General features: G+C 54.8%; 18 protein-coding genes and 1 pseudogene. 18 read left to right on the plus strand and 1 reads right to left on the minus strand.

From position 1 onward, the window contains the following. The first annotated feature begins 168 nt into the window (after nucleotides 1-168). From NSS88_RS14795 to rpsA, 11 genes and pseudogenes are all read left to right on the plus strand, one after another. Nucleotides 169-1,440, plus strand: coding sequence for a Glu/Leu/Phe/Val family dehydrogenase (locus NSS88_RS14795; RefSeq protein ID WP_055358569.1), 1,272 nt, complete (start codon nucleotides 169-171; stop codon nucleotides 1,438-1,440). An 89-nt stretch (nucleotides 1,441-1,529) separates the two neighbouring features. After that, nucleotides 1,530-2,513, plus strand: a pseudogene (locus NSS88_RS14800) (YpdA family putative bacillithiol disulfide reductase); the annotation flags it as partial. A 70-nt stretch (nucleotides 2,514-2,583) separates the two neighbouring features. Continuing rightward, nucleotides 2,584-3,555: an asparaginase gene (locus NSS88_RS14805; protein WP_055358599.1), complete on the plus strand. Its 972-nt coding sequence runs from the start codon at nucleotides 2,584-2,586 to the stop codon at nucleotides 3,553-3,555. 88 nt (nucleotides 3,556-3,643) lie between these two features. After that, nucleotides 3,644-4,321 carry a glutamic-type intramembrane protease PrsW gene (prsW, locus tag NSS88_RS14810; RefSeq protein WP_044744941.1) on the plus strand — a complete coding sequence of 226 codons (678 nt, stop codon included), beginning with the start codon at nucleotides 3,644-3,646 and terminating at the stop codon, nucleotides 4,319-4,321. Nucleotides 4,322-4,413: 92 nt separating this feature from the next. Further along, nucleotides 4,414-5,208, plus strand: coding sequence for a spore cortex-lytic enzyme (gene sleB / locus NSS88_RS14815; RefSeq protein ID WP_055358570.1), 795 nt, complete (start codon nucleotides 4,414-4,416; stop codon nucleotides 5,206-5,208). A gap of 15 nt (nucleotides 5,209-5,223) precedes the next feature. Then, nucleotides 5,224-6,567, plus strand: a complete 1,344-nt coding sequence (gene ypeB / locus NSS88_RS14820) for a germination protein YpeB (RefSeq protein WP_055358571.1) — start codon at nucleotides 5,224-5,226, stop codon at nucleotides 6,565-6,567. A 121-nt stretch (nucleotides 6,568-6,688) separates the two neighbouring features. Continuing rightward, complete coding sequence (locus NSS88_RS14825; protein WP_055358600.1) at nucleotides 6,689-7,399, plus strand: flagellar brake protein; 711 nt, start codon at nucleotides 6,689-6,691, stop codon at nucleotides 7,397-7,399. Next, the gene (locus tag NSS88_RS14830; RefSeq protein WP_033010533.1) at nucleotides 7,396-7,575 is read left to right on the plus strand and encodes a YpfB family protein; all 180 of its coding nucleotides are present in this window, start codon (nucleotides 7,396-7,398) and stop codon (nucleotides 7,573-7,575) included. The genes NSS88_RS14825 and NSS88_RS14830 overlap by 4 nt, the downstream gene beginning before the upstream one ends. Before the next feature lie 96 nt (nucleotides 7,576-7,671). Further along, entirely contained in the window at nucleotides 7,672-8,346 is a 675-nt protein-coding gene (cmk, locus tag NSS88_RS14835) for a (d)CMP kinase (protein WP_033010534.1), read from the plus strand. Next, nucleotides 8,343-8,930, plus strand: coding sequence for a lysophospholipid acyltransferase family protein (locus tag NSS88_RS14840; protein WP_033010535.1), 588 nt, complete (start codon nucleotides 8,343-8,345; stop codon nucleotides 8,928-8,930). Before cmk ends, NSS88_RS14840 begins: the two co-directional genes overlap by 4 nt. 139 nt (nucleotides 8,931-9,069) lie before the next feature. Further along, nucleotides 9,070-10,233 carry a 30S ribosomal protein S1 gene (gene rpsA / locus NSS88_RS14845; RefSeq protein ID WP_061580576.1) on the plus strand — a complete coding sequence of 388 codons (1,164 nt, stop codon included), beginning with the start codon at nucleotides 9,070-9,072 and terminating at the stop codon, nucleotides 10,231-10,233. A gap of 94 nt (nucleotides 10,234-10,327) precedes the next feature. Here the strand turns inward: rpsA and NSS88_RS14850 are convergent, their stop codons facing one another. Further along, nucleotides 10,328-10,462, minus strand: coding sequence for a YpzI family protein (locus tag NSS88_RS14850; protein WP_064502497.1), 135 nt, complete (start codon nucleotides 10,460-10,462; stop codon nucleotides 10,328-10,330). Nucleotides 10,463-10,579: 117 nt separating this feature from the next. Between NSS88_RS14850 and NSS88_RS14855 the strand changes: the two genes are divergently transcribed. The 7 genes from NSS88_RS14855 to NSS88_RS14885 all read left to right on the plus strand — a co-directional run bounded on the left by NSS88_RS14855 (nucleotide 10,580) and on the right by NSS88_RS14885 (nucleotide 17,007). Then, nucleotides 10,580-11,176, plus strand: coding sequence for a YphA family membrane protein (locus NSS88_RS14855; protein WP_061580577.1), 597 nt, complete (start codon nucleotides 10,580-10,582; stop codon nucleotides 11,174-11,176). Further along, nucleotides 11,173-12,075: a YIEGIA family protein gene (locus NSS88_RS14860; RefSeq protein WP_033013989.1), complete on the plus strand. Its 903-nt coding sequence runs from the start codon at nucleotides 11,173-11,175 to the stop codon at nucleotides 12,073-12,075. The genes NSS88_RS14855 and NSS88_RS14860 overlap by 4 nt, the downstream gene beginning before the upstream one ends. Beyond that, nucleotides 12,065-12,250, plus strand: a complete 186-nt coding sequence (locus NSS88_RS14865) for a capping complex subunit for YIEGIA (RefSeq protein ID WP_033010543.1) — start codon at nucleotides 12,065-12,067, stop codon at nucleotides 12,248-12,250. Before NSS88_RS14860 ends, NSS88_RS14865 begins: the two co-directional genes overlap by 11 nt. Nucleotides 12,251-12,460: 210 nt before the next feature. After that, on the plus strand, nucleotides 12,461-13,771 hold the full coding sequence (gene der, locus NSS88_RS14870; RefSeq protein WP_050367460.1) for a ribosome biogenesis GTPase Der: 1,311 nt from the start codon (nucleotides 12,461-12,463) through the stop codon (nucleotides 13,769-13,771). Nucleotides 13,772-13,816: 45 nt separating this feature from the next. Then, nucleotides 13,817-14,848, plus strand: coding sequence for an NAD(P)H-dependent glycerol-3-phosphate dehydrogenase (locus NSS88_RS14875; RefSeq protein WP_033013991.1), 1,032 nt, complete (start codon nucleotides 13,817-13,819; stop codon nucleotides 14,846-14,848). Nucleotides 14,849-15,124: 276 nt separating this feature from the next. Further along, nucleotides 15,125-16,405, plus strand: a complete 1,281-nt coding sequence (locus NSS88_RS14880; RefSeq protein ID WP_341083684.1) for an IS110 family transposase — start codon at nucleotides 15,125-15,127, stop codon at nucleotides 16,403-16,405. A gap of 398 nt (nucleotides 16,406-16,803) precedes the next feature. Further along, entirely contained in the window at nucleotides 16,804-17,007 is a 204-nt protein-coding gene (locus tag NSS88_RS14885) for a DUF2768 domain-containing protein (protein WP_049624816.1), read from the plus strand. The last annotated feature ends 8 nt before the right edge of the window (nucleotides 17,008-17,015 follow it).

Here is a 17,015-nt window from a genome sequence, read left to right on the forward strand (position 1 = left end):
CAGCCAAGACTCCTTTATATGGACAAGGAGTCTATTTTTTCGCGCGAAAGGCTTCCATAAAGCGGTTCGCGCGTTTCATCATTTTTCCTTTGCAGATGCCGACAGAAGGTGTATACTATGACATGGAAGGCGACAAACTATTATAGCGAGCTTATAGGAGGTTTACGTATGGCAGCCGATAAGCATACGGAAGATAAGGGGCAACAATACGACGTGCTGGCGTCGACACAAATTGTTATACATAGAGCGTTGGAAAAGCTTGGCTATCCGGAAGAGGTGTATGAGCTCTTGAAAGAGCCGATCCGCGTGCTGACCGTTCGCATTCCGGTGCGCATGGATGACGGATCGGTGAAAATTTTTACCGGCTACCGGGCGCAGCATAACGATGCCGTCGGCCCGACGAAAGGCGGGGTGCGCTTCCATCCAGACGTCACCGAGCGCGAAGTGAAAGCGCTGTCGATTTGGATGAGCTTAAAGTGCGGCATCGTCGACTTGCCGTATGGCGGCGGCAAAGGCGGGATCGTCTGCGACCCACGCACGATGTCGTTCCGCGAACTGGAGCGTTTAAGCCGCGGCTACGTGCGCGCTATCAGCCAAATCGTAGGGCCGACAAAAGACATTCCGGCGCCGGATGTGTTTACAAACTCGCAAATTATGGCGTGGATGATGGATGAGTACAGCCGCATCCGCGAGTTCGATTCGCCGGGCTTCATCACCGGGAAACCGCTTGTCCTCGGCGGTTCGCATGGCCGGGAAACGGCGACGGCCAAAGGAGTGACGATTTGCATTCGTGAAGCGGCGAAAAAACGCGGCCTGTCGCTCGAAGGCGCGCGCGTCGTCGTCCAAGGGTTCGGCAACGCCGGCAGCTATTTGGCCAAATTTTTGCACGACGCCGGAGCGAAAGTCGTCGGCATTTCTGATGTGTACGGCGCGCTGTACGATCCGAACGGCCTTGACATCGACTATCTGCTCGAACGGCGCGACAGCTTTGGCACGGTGACGAAGCTGTTTAAAAATACGACTTCGAACAAAGAGCTTCTTGAGCTCGATTGCGATATTTTAGTGCCGGCGGCCATCGAAAACCAAATTACGGCTGAAAACGCCCCGCGCATTAAGGCGAGCATCGTCGTCGAGGCGGCGAACGGGCCGACGACGCTCGAGGCGACGGAAATTTTGACGCAACGTGGCATTTTGCTCGTCCCGGACGTGCTGGCGAGCGCCGGCGGCGTGACGGTGTCGTACTTCGAATGGGTGCAAAACAACCAAGGGTACTATTGGACGGAAGAAGAAGTGGAACAGCGGCTTGAAAAAGTGATGGTCAAAGCGTTCAATAACGTGTATGAAATGGCGCAGACGCGCCGCGTCGACATGCGACTTGCCGCTTACATGGTCGGCGTTCGCAAAATGGCGGAAGCGTGCCGATTCCGCGGCTGGGTGTGAGGCGAGCAAGCAAGTGATGTTTGCAAGCTTTCGCGAAATCCCCTATCATAAGATAGGGGATTTTTTGCTTCGTGCGAGGTGACAAAAACATGAGGAAAGAAACAATCATCATCGTCGGCGGCGGACCGTGCGGGCTGGCGGCGGCGATTGCCTTGCAAGACGCCGGGTTTTCGCCGCTTGTAATCGAAAAAGGGAACATCGTCCATTCGATTTACCGTTTTCCGACGCATCAGACGTTTTTCAGTACGAGCGACCGGCTCGAGATCGGCGGGGTGCCGTTTATTACAGAAAACCGGAAGCCGACGCGAAATCAAGCGCTCGCTTATTACCGGGAAGTCGTGGTTCGCAAGCAAGTGCGCGTCAATGCTTTTGAAGAAGTGAAAACCGTCAAGCCGCAGGCAGATGGAGCATTTCTGATTGAAACGACAAAAGGGACGTACCGCGCGCAGTACGTCGTCATCGCCACCGGCTATTACGACCATCCGAACTATATGAACGTGCCGGGGGAAGAGTTGCCGAAAGTGATGCATTACTTTAAAGAAGCGCATCCGTACTTCAACACGGACTGTGTTGTCATCGGCGGCAAAAACTCGAGCGTCGATGCGGCGATGGAGCTCGTCAAAGCCGGGGCGCGCGTGACGGTTCTCTACCGGGGCGGGGAATATTCCAAAAGCATTAAGCCGTGGATTTTGCCGGAATTTGACGCCCTTGTGAAAAAAGGCGTCATTCGCATGGAATTTCATGCCCATGTGAAAGAGATCACGGAAGATGCGGTCATTTACGAAGTGAACGGGGAGACGAAAACGATCAAAAATGATTTCGTGTTCGCTATGACCGGCTACCATCCGGACCATCGCTTTTTAATGAACATCGGCGTCGGCGTCGATCCGGACAGCGGCCGGCCGCACTACGACCCGGAAACGATGGAAACGAACGTCCCAGGGGTGTTTATCGCCGGGGTGATTGCGGCCGGCAATAATGCGAACGAAATTTTTATTGAAAACGGCCGTTTCCATGGGGACGCTATCGCCGCCTGCATCGCCCGGCGCGAGCGGGAAGCGGCGGCCCGAAAGCCGCTATACTTGAATCCGCACGGCGGAAACGGGCGCTGTGATGGAAAACGGGAAAGTGAGGGTGACGAATGTGGCTGAACGGAAAGTTGTGCTGCTGACGACTGGCGGCACGATTGCCAGCAAACGAAATGAGCGCTCCGGCCGCCTAAAGGCCGGGGCATTGAGCGGCGAAGAGCTCGCTTCGCTCTGCCATTTGCCAAAGGAAATTGAAGTGGTGGTTGAGAGCGTGTTTCAGCTCCCGAGCATGCATTTGACGTTTTCGCATTGGCTTGAATTGAAAAGGCGGATTGAGGCGCATTTCGCCGATTCGTCTGTGGATGGCATCGTCGTCACCCACGGGACGGACGCGCTCGAGGAAACAGCGTATTTTCTTGATTTGACCATTGACGATCCGCGGACGATCGTCGTCACCGGCTCGCAGCGGGCTCCGTTTGATTTAGGGAGCGATGTGTATATCAACATCCGCCATGCCATTTATGCCGCGTGCGCTGAAACGCTGCGCGGGGCGGGGACGGTTGTCGTATTCAACGAGCGCATTTTTGCTGCGAAATATGTGAAAAAGGAGCATGCTTCCAACATTCAAGGGTTCAACGCATTCGGGTTCGGCTATTTGGGCATTATCGACAACGATGAAGTGCACGTGTACCAAAAGCCGATCCGGCGCGAGCATTTCCGGCTCGTGCATCCGCTTCCGCCTGTCGACATTGTGAAATGTTACGTGGAGGCGGACGGCAAGTTTATTAAAGCGGCCCGGGAAAGCGGCGTCGCCGGAATCGTGCTTGAAGGAGTCGGCCGCGGGCAAGTGGCGCCGAACATGGTGGATGAAATCGTCAAGGCCGTCAACGACGGGATTAAGGTCGTGGTGACGACGAGCGCTGAGGAGGGGGCGGTGTATACAACGTACGATTACGTGGGAAGCGCCTATGATTTGCATAAAAAAGGGGTCATTCTCGGCAGCGACTATGACGCGAAAAAAGCGCGCATCAAGCTCGCCGTCGCTCTCGCCGCCGGTGCCGCCGTTGACGGCTTGTTCGCCTATTAGGTCGGCGGGCCGCTTGGCAATTTCGTCTTTTTCATCGCTCTGTTTCGTGGTACGATAGAGATAAACCGACAAAGAAACGGGGATCGGCATGTTTTCGTTGATTTCTGCCGGCGTCGCCCCCGGGGTGGCGCTGCTTAGCTATTTTTATTTAAAGGACGAGTATGAGGCCGAGCCGCTCTCCTTTGTGCTGCGCATGTTTTTTTTCGGCGCCTTGCTCGTTTTTCCGATTATGTTTATTGAGTATGTGCTCGCTGCCGAAGGGATCGTCTCCTCGCCGGCTGCCGAGGCGTTTTTCTCGGCGGCGCTGCTTGAGGAGTTCGTCAAATGGTTTGTCGTCTATTTTTTTGTCTACGACCATGACGAATTTGATGAGCCGTATGACGGCATTGTGTACAGCGCCAGCGTTTCGCTCGGATTTGCGACGCTCGAAAACATTTTGTATTTGCTCGCCAACGGAGTGGACACGGCAATCGCCCGGGCGCTCTTGCCGGTCTCAAGCCATGCCCTGTTTGCCGTCATTATGGGGTTTTATTTTGGCAAAGCCAAATTTGCCGGCCGAAAGCGCCGCTATTATTTATGGGCGTCGTTTTTGCTGCCGTTTTTCCTTCACGGCGTTTACGACTGGATTCTGCTCGCCCAAAAGCAGTGGGGGTATTACATGGGGCCGTTCATGCTCATCTTATGGTGGGTGGCGTTGCGCAAAGTGAAACAAGCGAAAGAATCCGTCCGCGTTGAGAAGATGCCATCCGTGAAAAGCCAGGCGTAACATGCTTGGCTTTTTTTGTTTTTTCTGCATAAAAAGGAGAAGTTGAAGAAAAATAGGGGTAAAAACGGCGATGGTTGACGGGAGGTTTGCATATGACAAGGAAATTGGTCATGCTCATGTTGATCGGCCTGATGACATGGATGCATCCGGCCGGCCATGCGGCTGCTTTTTCCCCGCAGGTGATTCAGCGTGGCGCGGTTGGCGACGATGTCATTGAATTGCAGGCGCGGCTGCAGTATCTCGGCTTTTACAACGGAAAGATTGACGGCGTGTTCGGCTGGCGCACGTATTGGGCGCTGCGCAACTTTCAATACGAATACGGGCTGCCGGTCGATGGTCTGGCCGGCGCCGAGACGAAACGAAAGCTCGTGAACGCATCGAAATATTACGAGTCGTTTGTGAAAGAGCAAATCCGTCAAGGAAACGAGTTCACCCATTACGGCGGCATTCCGCTCAGCCAGCAGGTGAAAAAGCGCGGCGGAGGCGGCAGGCGAACGGTGAAAACGACAGCATCCAATGTGCCGAAAGGGTTTTCGCAAAATGACATTCGACTCATGGCGAATGCTGTCTACGGCGAGGCGCGCGGTGAGCCGTACATCGGGCAAGTAGCCGTCGCGGCCGTCATTTTGAATCGGATCGAACACCCGTCGTTTCCGGACACGGTTGCCGGGGTGATCTTTCAGCCTGGGGCGTTCACCGCAGTGGCCGACGGACAAATTTGGCTGACGCCGAACGAAACGGCGAAAAAAGCGGTGCTCGATGCCATCAACGGCTGGGACCCGACCGACGGGGCCATTTACTACTTTAATCCGGCGACGGCGACAAGCGCTTGGATTTGGAGCCGGCCGCAAATCAAGCGAATTGGAAACCATATTTTTTGCAAATAAAAGGAGGGAGACGAGATGGTGCGAAACTTACTGATTGCAGCGCTTGTCGTCGCTGTCGTCGGCACTGGTTACTGGGGCTACCGCGAGCATCAAGAGAAAAATGCGATCTTGATTCATACGGAGAACAACTATCAGCGCGCCTTTCACGATCTGGCCTATCAAATTGACTTGCTTCACGATAAACTGGGCGCCACGCTGGCGATGAACTCGCATGCGTCATTGTCGCCGGCGCTCGCTGAAATATGGAAAATTGCCTCGGAAGCCCATTCCGATGTCGGCCAGCTGCCGCTGTCGCTTTTGCCGTTTAACAAAACGCAAGAATTTTTGTCGCAAATCGGTGAATTCACCTACCGGACCGCAGTGCGTGATTTGCAAGAGGAGCCGTTGACAAAAGAAGAGTATAAGACGCTGCAAGGGCTGTATAAAAGTGCCGGGGCGATCCGCCAAGAGCTGCGCAATGTGCAGCATTTAGTCTTGGAAAACAATTTGCGCTGGATGGACGTCGAACTGGCGCTGGCAACGAACGATCAAAAAGAAGACAACATCATCATTGACGGCTTCAAAGCGGTTGAAAAAAATGTTGATACGTTCTCAAGTTCGTCCGAGTTTGGTCCGTCATTCATCGGCCTGGCCAACGAGGAAAAAGGATTCGTCCGCGCGAAGGGCCGCCCGGTTTCCAAAGATGAAGCAAAGCGGATCGCACGCGATTTTCTCGGCTTGAAAGGAACGGAGAAGATCAAGGTGACGAAAAGCGGCAAAGGGGCCGACGAACGCTTTTACAGTTTGACGATTCACGATCCGAAAACAAAAGGCGATATTTACATGGATATAACGAAAAACGGCGGCTATCCAATTTGGGTGTTAAACAGCCGGCCGGTTGGCAAACCGACGATCAGCCTGCATGAGGCGGCCAACCGCGGAATGGCGTTTTTGAAGCGGCACAAATTCACCGGGTTTGAGCTGTATGACAGCACACAGTACGATAACGTCGCCGTGCTCACGTTTGTGAAAAGCGAAAACGGCGTCCGCATCTACCCGGAAGCGATCCAAATGAAAGTGGCGCTTGACAACGGCCATGTCGTCGGCTTTACGGCGCGCGACTATTTGTCGTCGTCCATCCCGCGCCCGCTGCCGAAACCGGCGATCACTGCCGAAGAAGTGAAGAAAAAGTTGAATCCGCATCTAAAGGTAATGGAACAGCGCCAGGCGGTCATTATGAACGACTTGCAAAAGCCAGTGCTTTGCTACGAGTTTTTAGGGACGCTCGGTGATGATACGTATCAGCTGTTTATGAACGCGTCAACCGGCATAGAGGAAAAAGTGGAAAAGCTTGAAAGCGTCGAACCGAATTACGAATGAAAACAGAGGGAGGCCTGAGACCATGGCTTCCTTTTTGTTTCCGTCCGCCTCAAGCGCCCACTCTGTGGTATAATGATCGTACAAAAACGGCATCCAGCTGAAAAGGGGAAGCGGAAACATGATGATCAAAATTGGGGATCCGATTCGGCTTGAGCCGCTTGATGGCTCGGCACGCCAATACCGAAGCAAAGTGCTTGCCGTCGATGGCGGGGCGATCCATATTGGCTACCCCGTTGACGAGCAGACGGGAAAAACAGTGTATTTGTTAAACGGGATGCAGTTTAAGGCAAGTTTTGTCAGCCAAGAAGGAGCGTTATACATGTTTGACACCGAGGTAAAAGGGAAAGTGCATGATCCGTTGCCAATGGTGGTCTTGGATTACCAAGGCGACGAATATGTCATCCGCATTCAGCGCCGCCGCTATGTGCGGGTGAGAGCGAATGTTGACGCTGCCGTCCACCCGCTTGGTGGAGGCGAGTTTGCCCCGTTTGTGACGATGACAGCCGATATTAGCGCAGGCGGGGCCGCTCTTTACATTCCGATGACGCACGCGCCGCTTCTGCGCCCCGGCATGTCAGTCGAGCTTTGGCTCGTGCTGACGATGCGCTCCGGCGACTGTCATTATGTGCGCACGAAGGCGACGGTCGTCCGCATGGCTGTCGACGAGCACAGCGGGGCGAGAATGGCGGTCGAGTTTGCCGGCCTCGCCTCGCAAGATCGCGTCCAGCTCATCCGCCACAGCTTCGAACGGCAGCTTGAAGAGAAGGGAATAAATAAGGCGACGGCGTGGAATACTGCTAGAAAAAACGGAAGGCGGGGTTGTTCGTCATGAAGCGGATCGAAGAGCTGTTATGGAAGCTTGTCGCGATTCAGGCGATTTGTCTGCTCATCGCCCAATGGCTTGTTCTGTACACGCCGGCGGCGCTTTATATCGGCAAAGTATATGAGTATGAGGGAGTCGCCAAGCCGACAAAAACAGAAACGATCGAAACGGCCGTCGACCGCTGACGGCGGATATGGTACAATGAACATGAGAATATGCAGGAGTTTCCTGCATTTTTCTTTGTGCCCTGATCAAATGATTTAGACAAAGCAGGAGGAACTATGAAACAACGGATTAACATCGCCATTGACGGACCTGCGGCAGCCGGAAAAAGCACGGTTGCCAAACTGATCGCCCGACGCCTCTCCTACGTGTATATTGATACGGGCGCGATGTATCGCGCGCTGACGTACCGGGCGCTCCAATGCGGCGTCGATGTCCATGATGAGCAAGCGCTCTTGTCGCTCCTTCGCCATACGCATATTGAACTGCAGCCTTCGCCGCAAGGGCAGCTCGTGTTTGTCAACGGCGAAGACGTCACGGACATCATTCGCGGCGAGGCGGTGACGAATGCGGTGTCGTTCGTCGCCCAGCATCCGCTGGTGCGCGAGGAGATGGTCGCCCGCCAGCGCGCCATGGCCAAAGGCGGCGGCGTCGTCATGGATGGGCGCGACATCGGAACGAACGTGCTGCCGAATGCCGAGGTGAAAATTTTCTTAAAAGCTTCGGTTGAGGAGCGGGCGCGGCGCCGGCATGAGGAAAACATCGCCCGCGGCTTTCCGTCCGACTTTGAAACGTTGAAAGAAGAGATCGCCCGCCGCGACCGCCTTGACTCGGAACGGGAAACGGCGCCGCTGCGCAAGGCGCCGGATGCCGTGGAAATCGACACGACGTCGTTGTCGGTCGAAGAAGTGGCGGCGCGCATTATGGAAGTTGTCAATGAAAGGATTGGATGACGGTGGATTTTTATTCCTTCGCCAAAGGAATCGTCAAAGGAGTGCTCACCCCTTTGTACCGTATTCAAACGATCGGGGTTGACCGCTTTCCAAAAGAAGGCGCGGTGCTTCTTTGCGCCAACCATATCAGCAACCTAGATCCGCCGGTCGTCGGCATTACGGCGCCGCGGCCGATTCGGTTTATGGCGAAAGAAGAATTGTTTCGCGTTCCGGTGGTGAAAACGCTCGTCAAAAACTTGCACGCGTTTCCCGTAAAGCGCGGCATGAACGACCGCCAGGCGTTGCGCATAGGGCTTGAGGTGCTGAAACAAGGCGAAGTGCTCGGCATTTTTCCCGAGGGGACGCGCAGCAAAGATGGCCGGCTGAAAAAGGCGCTGCCCGGCGTCGGCTTTTTCGCTTTGCGCACCGATGCGGCTGTCGTTCCATGTGCGATCATTGGCCCGTACCGGCCGTTTGTGCCGCTCAAAGTCGTGTACGGGGCGCCGATTGATATGGCGCCGCTGCGCGCGCGGAAGGCGAGCCCGGAGGAGGCGGCCGACTACATTATGGATCATATCCGCCAACTGCTTGAACAACATCAGTAAGCATTATAGTACATGTTGATTGAGAAAATATGGTATACTAATTAGAAAAGCGTCCTTATTTTGCCGACAGCCGGCCGCGGCCTCGGCGCGAGGCGCGCTTTTGGCAGGATCGCCAGTCGATGAAGGAGGGGTTTTTACGATGACAGAAGAAATGAATGTGCAAGTGAATGTGTATGGAGTGGGCGATATCGTCCGCGGCAAAGTGGTGAAGCTTGAGGACAAGCAAGTGCTTGTCGAAGTCGAAAACAGCAAGCAAAATGGCATCATCCCAATCAGCGAGCTGTCGAATTTGCATATCGAGAAGCCGAGCGATGCCGTTGCCGTTGGGGATGAAGTGACGGCAAAAGTCAAAAAAGTGGAAGAAGGCAAAGACGGGGAAGAAGGGCTGCTCATTTTATCGAAAAAGGCAGTCGATGCCGAGCGGGCGTGGGAAGAGCTTGAGCGCAAGTTCGCAAACGGCGAGGCGTTCGAAACGGTCATCAAAGACATCGTCAAAGGCGGGCTTGTCGCCGATGTCGGCGTGCGCGGCTTCATTCCGGCGTCGCTTGTTGAACCGTACTATGTTGAAGATTTTTCCGATTACAAAGGAAAAACGCTCGCCGTCAAAGTGGTGGAGCTCGACCGCGAGAAAAACCGCGTCATTTTGTCGCACCGCGCTGTTGTTGAGGAAGAGCAAGAGCGGCAGCAGAAAGAGCTGCTTTCCCGCATTGAGCCGGGCCAAGTGCTCGAGGGCGTCGTCCGCCGCATTTCCGATTTCGGCGTCTTTGTCGATGTCGGCGGGTTTGATGGGCTCGTACATATTTCCCAGCTTTCCCATACGCGTGTCGCCCATCCGTCCGAGGTGGTGAAAGAAGGCGATGCGGTGAAAGTGAAAGTGCTGGCCGTCGACCCGGAGAACGGGCGTCTGTCATTGTCCATCAAAGAGGCGCTTCCGGGTCCGTGGGAAGGCATCAGCGAAAAAGTGAAGCCGGGCGATGTCGTCACCGGGACTGTGAAGCGGCTTGCTTCATTTGGCGCGTTTGTGGAGATTTTCCCGGGCGTCGAAGGATTGGTCCACGTATCGCAAATTGCCAACCGCCGCATCGGTTCGCCGCATGAAGTGCTGAAAGAAGGCGATGAAGTGAAAGCGAAAGTGCTCGATGTCAACGAGGCCGAGCACCGCATTTCCTTAAGCATCCGCGCGCTGCTTGAGGAAGAAACGGCCGCTCCGGCGGAAGATTACAGCCAGTATACGAAAACGGCGGAATCGCGCGGCTTCCAGCTCGGCGAAGTGATCGGCGAGCAGTTGAAAAAATTGAAATAACCTAAGTGTAAAAAAAGGGTGTCCGAGAAAGGCCGGAACACCCTTTTCTTATTATGATCGCGTATAGCGAGGTTTTCCACAGGCGGCCGCGTTGTTACTGCCCGTTCCGTTCGCGCGCTTCTTCCGGCGTATCAAGCCGGGCTGCGCCTTTGTAGGCGAATGACTGGTCGCGGTCGGACTCGACGCGCCGCGATTGTTTCAGCTTTTTCTCCTGACGGTCTTTTCCCATACACCCCGCTCCTTTCTCGATGAATATCATTTTTACTATGACCGGGCGTTCTTTTTTCTATGCATGAATGAACGGCCATAAAAGATGACATAATGGACATAATAAGGGGTGGAAAAGATGGAAGGGACTTATTTTTATCTCTTTTTTTGGTTCATATGGATTGTCGCCACCTTTTTGATGAAAAAGACGGGCGAACGGACGAGGCTGGCGGCGTTCGCTCTTGTGATGATCAGTTCCGCGTCGTTGACGGTGGAAATCGGTGTTGTCCGCGCCACGTTGGCGTTTTTCGTTCTTTTTTTATGTTCATGTTATGCGGCCATCGAGCGGCGGCCATGCCGCCTTCCGTTTCTGGCGCTGTCGGCGTCCGGCTTGGCGTTTGCCTATGCCGCCTTCCGCCTGCTTTCCTTGTTTGATCCGGTTTGGATTTGGCTTGACGGCCAGTGGATGCTTGCTTGGTGGCTCGTTATCGTCAGCAGTTTGTTTCATCGCCGCTTTGCCGCCCGCCTTCTTTGTCTGGCGCTTGGCGGCTGCCAAGGGGAAGCGGTATACGCCATGGCCATTCACCGCATGGCGCCCGACTATGTGCTCGGTTCGTTCTCGTTTTTCGACGCGGCGGCGATCAGCGCGTCGTGTTTGCTTATTTGGGAAATGATCCGCTTCCTGTCGCTTCAGCTCGAGGAAAAACGGCCTGTAAGGGGGGCGAGACAGCCGTGAACGAATATACGTTTCCCATTTTATACGGTGTCGCTGTCGGAGTGCTGACCCGCCTTTATTTGTTGCGCACCGATTACCGGCAGTATCCGACATACTTGCACGGGCGGACGATCCATATCGCATTGGGGGTGATCGCTGCCGGTCTAGGGACGGTCGCCGTGCCGGCGATCATGGAAAAGGAGTTTGCCGCCATCACGTTTTTGGCGTTGGCCGCCTCACAGTTTCGCGATGTGCGCAACATGGAGCGCAACACGTTGAACGAGCTTGACCAGTATGAATTAGTGCCGCGCGGAAAAACATACATTGAAGGCATTGCGATTGTGTTTGAAGGGCGGAACTATTTGGTCATTTTCGTTTCGTTTTTATCGACTCTTTTTTATTTAGTGTGGAACGTTTGGGCGGCGCTCGCGGCCAGCGCCATCGGCATGATGGTGGCGCGGCGATTTATGAGCGGGAGCCGGTTGAAAGATATCGCCGATGTGAAATATGTCAAACCCCATTTTGAGGGGGCAGGGCTGTATGTGGACAACATTTACATTATGAATATCGGCTTGCCGGCGCGGAGGGAAGAAATTTTGCGCTACGGGATGGGGTTTATTTTGACGCCGAAAAACTTCAACGCCCGAACAACGATCGCCAACCTTGGGCAGCGGCAGGCGATTTTGCACGATGTGTCGACGGCGCTCGGCATTTACCGCGACTCCGGGACGCCGGCGCTCGTGCCGCTCGCCAAACGTGATTTAAACGACGGGCGCGTCGGCATTTTCATTTTGCCGCAAGTGGAGGATATCGAGAAGGCGAAAGCGGTCATTGAGAATGTTCCGGTGTTGGAGAGCGCGATCCGCATGCCGGGCGAGCGGCGTTGGAAACGGAGAGGGGGCAGCGGTGATGACGCATGAAAAAATGATTTTGGCGGTCATTACGATCAACGGTGAAGCCGTCGCTGGGGGTGCGCCGATCTTTGTTTGCCGCACGAAGGAGGAGATGGAGCGAATCGCCGCCAATTTGGAGGCGATTTTGGACGGCATCGCCCATGAGCTCAGCGACGGGCTGCTTGTGATCGTCAAGCATTAGGCGGTTGTTGGGTGTTTCACTTTTTGATAAAATAAAGCAGTTGCAGCACGTTTTGGTTCATCGCCCAGCGCCTTCCCCGCTTTTCAAGCCGGGTGGGCGGCAAAGGCGCGGATCGCCCAAGCGTGCTTGGCAGGGATGGATGTCTGGTCTGGAAAAAGGCGCCTCTTCAAGAGCAAACGAAACAAAAATGAGGATCAAAAGGGTGGTAGCATGGCAAATCCAGTTGTAGCGATTGTCGGCCGTCCGAATGTGGGGAAATCAACGATTTTCAACCGCATTGTCGGAGAGCGCATTTCCATTGTGGAAGACGTGCCTGGGGTGACGCGCGACCGCATTTACAGCAGCGCCGAATGGCTGAACCATACATTTTACTTAATCGACACCGGCGGCATCGACATCGGCGATGAGCCGCTGCTTGTGCAAATTCGCCAACAGGCGGAAATCGCCATCGATGAGGCGGATGTCATCATCTTTATGACGAACGGCCGCGACGGTGTGACTGCGGCTGATGAAGAGGTGGCCAAGCTGCTCCGCCGGTCGAACAAGCCGGTCGTGCTCGCCGTGAACAAAATCGACAATCCGGAAATGCGTGATTTGATTTACGACTTTTACGCGCTTGGATTCGGGGAGCCGTATCCGATTTCCGGGGCGCACGGGACGGGGCTTGGCGATTTGCTTGACGCCGTCGTCCGCCATTTTCCAAAAGGGGCCGCCGAAGAGTATGAAGAGGACGTGATTAAGTTTTGCCTCATCGGCCGTCCGAATGTCGGCAAATCGTCGCTTGTCAACGCCATCTTAGGGGAAGAGCGGGTCATTGTCAGCGACATTGCCGGGACGACAAGGGATGCGGTGGACACGTCGTTTGTGCGTGAAGGGCAGGAATATGTTATTATTGATACGGCAGGAATGCGCAAACGCGGAAAAATTTACGAAAGCACGGAAAAATACAGCGTGCTGCGCGCGTTGCGGGCCATTGAACGGTCGGATGTCGTTCTTGTCGTGCTAAACGCCGAAGAAGGCATTCTCGAGCAAGATAAAAAAATCGCTGGCTATGCGCATGAAGCCGGGCGCGGGGTGATTCTCGTCGTCAACAAATGGGACGCCATCGAAAAGGATGACAAAACGATGGCTGAATTTGAGCGGAAGATTCGCGCCCACTTCCCATTTTTGGACTATGCCCCGATTTTATTTGTGTCGGCGAAGACGAAACAGCGGCTCCATAAGCTGCTGCCGCTCGTGCAGCTTGTCAGCGACAACCATGCGATGCGCGTTCAGACGAACGTGCTCAATGAAGTCATTATGGATGCGGTGGCGATGAACCCGACGCCGACGCATAACGGCAAGCGTTTGAAAATTTATTATATGACGCAAGTCGCCGTCAAGCCGCCGACGTTCGTCGCCTTTGTCAACGATCCGGAATTGATGCACTTTTCGTACGAACGATTTTTGGAAAACCGCATCCGCGATGCGTTTGGCTTCGAGGGTACACCGATCAAAATCATCGCCCGCCCGCGGAAATAAGAAAAGCGGAAGGCTGCGACAATCGGATAAAGGAAGTGGGAAACGATGGAGAACATCGCTGTATTGGGCGCAGGAAGCTGGGGGACGGCGCTGGCGCTCGTTCTGGCTGACAACGGGCACCGCGTTCGGCTTTGGGGGCAGCGGGCTGAACAGATCGAGGAAATCAACCAACGGCGGACGAATGAAAAATATTTGCCGGGCGTCCGCCTGCCGGAAGCGATCATCGGTTATCATGATCTTTGCGCTGCGCTCGACGGCGTGTCCGTAACGGTGCTCGCTGTGCCGACAAAGGCGATCCGCGGCGTGCTGCAAAAAGCGCGCGCGTGCCTGGCGGCGCCGGTCACCGTGGTCGCCGTCAGCAAAGGCATCGAGCCGGGGACGCACAAGCGCGTATCGGAAATTGTCGCTGAGGAAATGGGCGAATGGCTGGAAGACGTTGTCGTTCTTTCGGGGCCGAGCCATGCGGAAGAAGTGGTGCTCCGCCATCCGACGACGGTGGCGGTGTCATCGCCGAATATGGAAGCGGCGCAGCGCATTCAAGATCTATTTATGAACCATCACTATTTCCGCGTGTATACGAACCCGGATTTAGTCGGTGTCGAAGTCGGCGGGGCGCTGAAAAACATCATCGCCTTGGCCGCCGGCATCAGCGACGGGCTCGGCTACGGGGATAATGCGAAAGCAGCCCTCATCGCAAGAGGGTTGGCCGAGATTGCCCGGCTCGGCTGTGCGCTCGGCGCCAACCCGCTCACCTTTTCCGGGCTGGCCGGAGTCGGCGACTTGATTGTCACGTGCACAAGCACCCATTCCCGCAACTGGCGGGCCGGTTATATGCTTGGCCAAGGAAAAAAACTTGACGAGGTGCTCGAAAGCATGGGGATGGTTGTCGAAGGGGTGCGGACGACAAAAGCGGCGTACGAGCTGGCGGGAGAACTCGGCGTCAAAATGCCGATTACCGAGGCGCTCTATGAAGTCTTGTTCGAAGGGAAAGAGCCGAAAGAAGCAGTCGATTCGCTCATGGCGCGCGGAAAAAAGCAGGAAATGGACGATGTCATAAACATTTTTGCCGAGCCGTAACGCTGAAAATAGGCGGATGGCGGTACAAGTCGTCCCTGTTTTGCATACAATATGACGAACCATCATCGGCTTGAGCTTCCGGAAGGGTATAAGGTGATGCTGAAGTAAAGAAAGCCCCGCTTTACTTCAGCTTTTTTTATGGCGATGATATAATAGTTGTCGAAAAAAGGAGCATTCCCGTTAGGAGCTTTTCCGGGGACTTGATCAAAAAAAGCCCTCTTGGTATGATGCAGGGGTGTCAAACAATACCTACCATCATGCCAAGGAGGACTTCAGATGAATTGTACACAAAACTATAAAATTGATCAAGTTACGGAACAAACGCTTGTCGTGGGCATCGATATCGCGAAACGAACCCACTACGCCTGCTTCGTGGATGACCGGGGGCGCGTGCTTCGCAAGTCGTTCCCGATCTTCCAGTCGAAAGAGGGGTTTCAGCAGCTGTATAAAGCGATTCAGGAGGCGATGCAAGCGTTTGGGAAGTCAGAGGTGATCGTCGCGGTGGAGCCGACCGGGCACTACTGGTTGAACCTGGCCTACTTCCTCGAGGAGCACGGGATCCCGTTGGTCATGGTCAACCCGGCGCATGTGTGCCGGTCGAAAGAACTTGATGACAACCTGCCGACGAAACACGACGCCAAAGACGCCCTGGTCATTGCCAGACTGGCAAAAGACGGACGATTCCTCGTTCCCCGGCTGCTGCACGAGATTGAAGCCGATTTGCGCGTGGGGAGCACGCTCAAAGAGAAGCTCCGCAAGGAACAGACGGCGGTGAAAAACGCGATCGTCCGCTGGACGGATCGGTATTTTCCAGAGTTTTGGACCGTGTTTCGTGACTTGGGGAAAACGGCGCTTTCGGTGTTGGAGTGGACGCCGCTTCCGGCTGATATGGCCGGCCGGACGGTGGAGGAGCTTCTTGAGGTGTACCGGCAAAGCGAAGGGATGAAATGCCCGCAGAAGGCCAAAATTCAGGCGTTGATCAACACCGCGAAGGACTCGATTGGGGTGACGGAAGGGACAGCGATGGCCCGGTTTGAGATCGCCGCGCTCGTCCGCCGATACCGCCAATTGGAGGCGGAGATCGCTGCACTGGACGCCGAGTTGAAGGCATTGGTTCAAACGACGATGGAGTACCAATGGTTGAAAACGGTCGACGGGTTGGGAGACGCCACGATCATCGATCTGCTGGCGGAGATCGGCAGCTTCGCCCATTATCGGGACCCGCGCCAATTGGTGAAGTTGGCGGGCCTGACGCTCAAGGAGAACTCCTCCGGCCAGCGCAAAGGGCAAAAGCACATCTCCAAACGGGGACGGAAACGGTTGCGCTCGGTGCTGTTTCGGGCGATGATTCCGCTGATTCGGCATAACAAGGCGTTTCGCGAGCTGCATGAGTATTATACGACCCGATCCGTCAATCCGCTGACCGGAAAGCAGTCCATCGTCGCCTTGTGCCGGAAGCTGTTGAATGTGCTGTTTGCGATTTGTACGAAGAAACAAGCGTTTGACGCGGAGCGAATGAAACAGGACGTCTTGTCCCAGGTGCAACGGGCGGCCTAAGGCCTCCCCCTGCGAACGGAAGAATCGTTGGACAACGAGATGACACCGGAGAAGCTGGCGTGATTTCATCCATTCGACCTTGAGTCCCTAAAGGAGCTTGGCCGGCCTCCGCCTGATGACGAGACCGAACGAGGGAATGTTGGCGCGAAGACGCCCGGAGACATGGGAGGGTTCGTCCTCATCAGCGACGCGGAGATCCAAAGGGTGCATCGAATATGCTTCCCCCCCCCGCGGCAGGAAAATATAACCAGCCGTGGCCGCGAAGCGCACCCTAGGTCTGTAAGATATCCACAAAACTGAAAAAGGATGTAAGGGATTTTGTCGAAAAATATTTTTTGGACACCCCTGAGAGGCCGAAAAGCCTTGATAGATCAACATTTCTAGAGGGAGGAACACGTATGTCACCGGCTTTAGCGAAAATGTGGATCGCCATCGCCTCAATGGTGTTCATGTTTATTTCCGTCGGTTTCATTTATTTGAGCCGCTACAAGCTCAAGATTCGCTGGCTTCGCTTTTTGCTGGCGGTTATCGCTTACGTCCTGTTGATTCTCGCTGGCATCATCATTATTTTTGTCGTGTTCAGCGGACCGACGCAGCAATAGGCAAAGGA

This window comes from Geobacillus sp. FSL W8-1251 (assembly GCF_038005945.1).
In the GTDB taxonomy this organism is placed as follows: Bacteria; Bacillota; Bacilli; order Bacillales; family Anoxybacillaceae; genus Geobacillus; species Geobacillus stearothermophilus.